This window comes from Microcystis sp. M20BS1 (assembly GCF_020245305.1).
GTDB lineage: Bacteria > Cyanobacteriota > Cyanobacteriia > Cyanobacteriales > Microcystaceae > Microcystis > Microcystis ichthyoblabe_A.
This window is the reverse complement of the sequence record NZ_JADBUZ010000198.1, coordinates 1-3,249: the sequence shown is the minus strand read 5'-3', so window position 1 is coordinate 3,249 and position 3,249 is coordinate 1. Positions and strand designations below refer to the sequence as shown.

Genomic DNA, 3,249 nt, shown 5'->3' with positions numbered 1-3,249 from the left:
GTGTCGCGGTTACGATAGATAGTCAGGATAATCGCTAAACCCACGGCTGCCTCGGCTGCCGCTACGGTAATCACGAAAATAGTAAAAATTTGGCCTCGGATATTAGCGGGGTCAAGATAGTTGGAAAAACCCATTAAGTTAATGTTAACAGAATTGAGCATCAATTCGATCGACATTAAAACCCGGACAGCATTGCGACTGGTGACTAAACCATAAATTCCGATACAAAATAAGGCCGCCGCTAATAACAAATAATACTCTAACTGAATCTGCATGATACCTCTTTTTTTGGTCTTATTTAGGGGCGGTTAATTCTCTAGGTCGTTCGGGTAATGTTAAAGCTGTGGCCGTAGGTTCTTCAGCTTTTAGGGTGGGGATAAGGTCACGACGAGCTAAAATAATTGCTCCGACCATGGCCATTAATAATAGCACGGAAGCTAATTCAAAGGGTAGTAAGAAATCACTAAAGAAATGCTTACCGATTTCTACTAAAGTATTAGTCACTACTGCGGGAGAAGTGCTAGAAATTGACCAAGGCGTGATTAAAACCATGGTCGATAACAGCACAAATAAACCCACACAAACTAAAGCAGTAGATGCCCGACGAATCCAACGTTTAGGAATATCAGAAAAGTCCTCTTGCTTGTTAACAAGCATAATGGCAAAGAGAATTAAAACGTTAATTGCACCCACATAAATTAGAATTTGTGCCGCCGCTACAAAATCAGCATTTAGTAAGAGATATAAACCCGAAATGCTGATAAAAACACCGCCCAATAAAAAGGCGGAATAAACGATATTAGATAATAGTACCACGCCTAAAGCTGTCCCGATTACCAGGGCTGCTAAAATGCCAAAAGATACTATTTGAACGCCCTCGGCTAAATTCACAGTAGTTTCATCTCCTTTTATGTTTGAGAGTTATTAATTATTAGTTATCAGCTTCTGAAGGCTGACGGCTGACGGCTGATAGCTAACTGCTAATTAATCGGTAATTTCTTCCGGACGTTTACCGGCGCGTTGACTACCGGCGGGTAAATCGTGGGGTTCGATAACACCTTTAGGCAGATAACCTAATTCCCTCAGAGGTGTTACCATCGGGTCTTGGGTGACTTTGTAGGGTAAACGGCCTAGGGCGACGTTATCATAGTTTAATTCATGACGATCATAGGTCGCTAGTTCGTATTCTTCGGTCATCGATAGGCAATTAGTCGGACAGTATTCCACACAATTGCCACAGAAAATACAGACCCCAAAATCGATACTGTAGTGTTTGAGTTCTTTCTTTTTAATTTCCTTGTTAAAAGTCCAATCCACTACTGGTAAATTAATCGGACAAACTCGCACACAAACTTCACAGGCGATACATTTATCGAACTCAAAGTGAATTCTACCCCGATAACGTTCCGAGGGAATTAACTTTTCGTAGGGATACTGGACGGTAATCGGACGACGACGCATATGGTCGAAGGTAACGGATAAACCTTCGCCGATGTATTTCGCCGCTTGAATGCTACCTTTGGCGTAATCGCTGACTTGTTTGAGAATGTTAAACATGATGGTCAGAGGGGTAGTAGGTTAACAGGGCAAAACGGGAATTAACCGCCAAAAGCAAAGGGAAAAGCTAGTTTTAGGGCGGCGGTAAGTAGTAGGTTAACTAAAGATACCGGTAAGAGGAATTTCCAGCCTAAATCGAGTAATTGGTCAATGCGAACCCGGGGTACAGTCCAACGCAAGAGAATAGCGATGAAGATGAGAAAATAGGCTTTTAATACCGTCATCGTAATCCCTAGGGAAGCGGTGATAATTTGTAGCCAAGGATTGGTTTCACTAACTCCCAACCAGCCGGCCAAAGCATTGACGGGGATAGGAAATTCCCAACCACCAAGATAGAGGACGGCGAAAACTAGGGCCGACAGCACGAGGTTAACGTAGGAACCCACATAAAAGAGAGCGAATTTCATCCCCGCGTATTCGGTTTGATAACCGGCGACTAATTCCTCCTCCGCTTCCGGTAAATCGAAAGGCAGACGTTCACACTCAGCTAAAGCGGCAATCCAGAAAATCAGAAAACCCACCGGTTGGCGCCAGATATTCCAGCCTAAAATGCCATAACCGGATTGTTGTTCGACAATATCAATGGTACTGAGACTATTAGACATCATCACAATCGCTAATACCGATAAAGCCAAGGGAATTTCATAACTAATCGATTGCGCCGCGGCCCGCAGGCCTCCCAGCAAGGAATACTTATTATTCGAGGCATAACCCGCCATTAATAAGCCAATGGGGGCAATACTGGACAAGGAAATCCATAAAAAGATCCCCACGTTTAGGTCAGTAATCAGCAGATTTTGACCGAAGGGGACGATGAGGTAGGAGACAAACACCGGCATCACCACCAAAATCGGCCCGAAGAGGAATAACCAAGGGTCAGCTTTAGCGGGGACGACATCTTCTTTAAAAACTAATTTGAGACCGTCGGCGACCGGTTGTAAAACGCCCAAGGGTCCTGCGTATTCCGGTCCAATACGCTGTTGGACGGCGGCGGAAATTTTCCTTTCTAACCAGACGCAGACTAAAACCCCCACTGTGGCGGCTATAATCATCAGGAACATGGGTAAAGGCATCCAAATCGCTTTAGCCAGTCCTCCACTTAATCCCAAGTCTGTTAGGGATTTAATGAAACTTTCTTGTAAATCTATGCCTTGATTCATATTTGGCGATCGCTGTACTGTCAATAGTTCGGCATGGTCTGAAGATTTTTAAGCAAATCTTATGGCCTAGTATACAGTTAGTCGGTCTGAGGGTTATCAGTAAAGTGACAAAGGCTTCAACTCATTAGCAGCCAAGAGAGTCAAGCAATCTTGATTCCCCGTCCGAGAATAGGTATTAGTCAATAGTTAGACTCTGAATCTATCAATGTTCTCATCTGTTTCTTAGCGCCGACAACCTCAGCTAGTTACCAATTATTCACAGGAAAAAAATCTAGATAACTTACCGTTTAGGAAGTTAAAGCCGCTCTCTGGTCTTTTGTCCGATAAGTTTTACCGACTTTTAAAACCCGGTTATCGAGCGTTTCTGGCCACTCCCCGCTATTTAGGGTAGGCTGAAAAAATCTAAAAACCTTGTTGGGTAAGACTTTTAGACTTTTTGTCAATCAAAAAGTACCAGGCATGGGAGTGATCAGGGGGAAAATCCCTGGACTTTTTCCCTGAAAATTAGGTAATTGGCCACCTCAAAACTGGT

The 3,249-nt window shown here is 43.6% G+C and carries 4 protein-coding genes; all 4 read right to left on the bottom strand.

Annotated elements, in window-relative coordinates:
• A partial coding sequence (gene nuoK / locus IM507_RS19330) for an NADH-quinone oxidoreductase subunit NuoK (RefSeq protein ID WP_287637555.1) occupies positions 1-269 on the bottom strand: 269 nt, incomplete at its 3' end.
• Between the two features lie 25 nt (positions 270-294).
• Positions 295-891, bottom strand: coding sequence for an NADH-quinone oxidoreductase subunit J (locus IM507_RS19325; protein WP_002762100.1), 597 nt, complete (start codon positions 889-891; stop codon positions 295-297).
• Positions 892-984: 93 nt separating this feature from the next.
• A complete protein-coding gene (ndhI, locus tag IM507_RS19320) occupies positions 985-1,557 on the bottom strand; it encodes an NAD(P)H-quinone oxidoreductase subunit I (protein WP_002733194.1) in 573 nt (190 codons plus the stop codon).
• A gap of 41 nt (positions 1,558-1,598) precedes the next feature.
• Positions 1,599-2,717, bottom strand: a complete 1,119-nt coding sequence (nuoH, locus tag IM507_RS19315) for an NADH-quinone oxidoreductase subunit NuoH (protein ID WP_002775034.1) — start codon at positions 2,715-2,717, stop codon at positions 1,599-1,601.
• Positions 2,718-3,249: the final 532 nt, after the last annotated feature.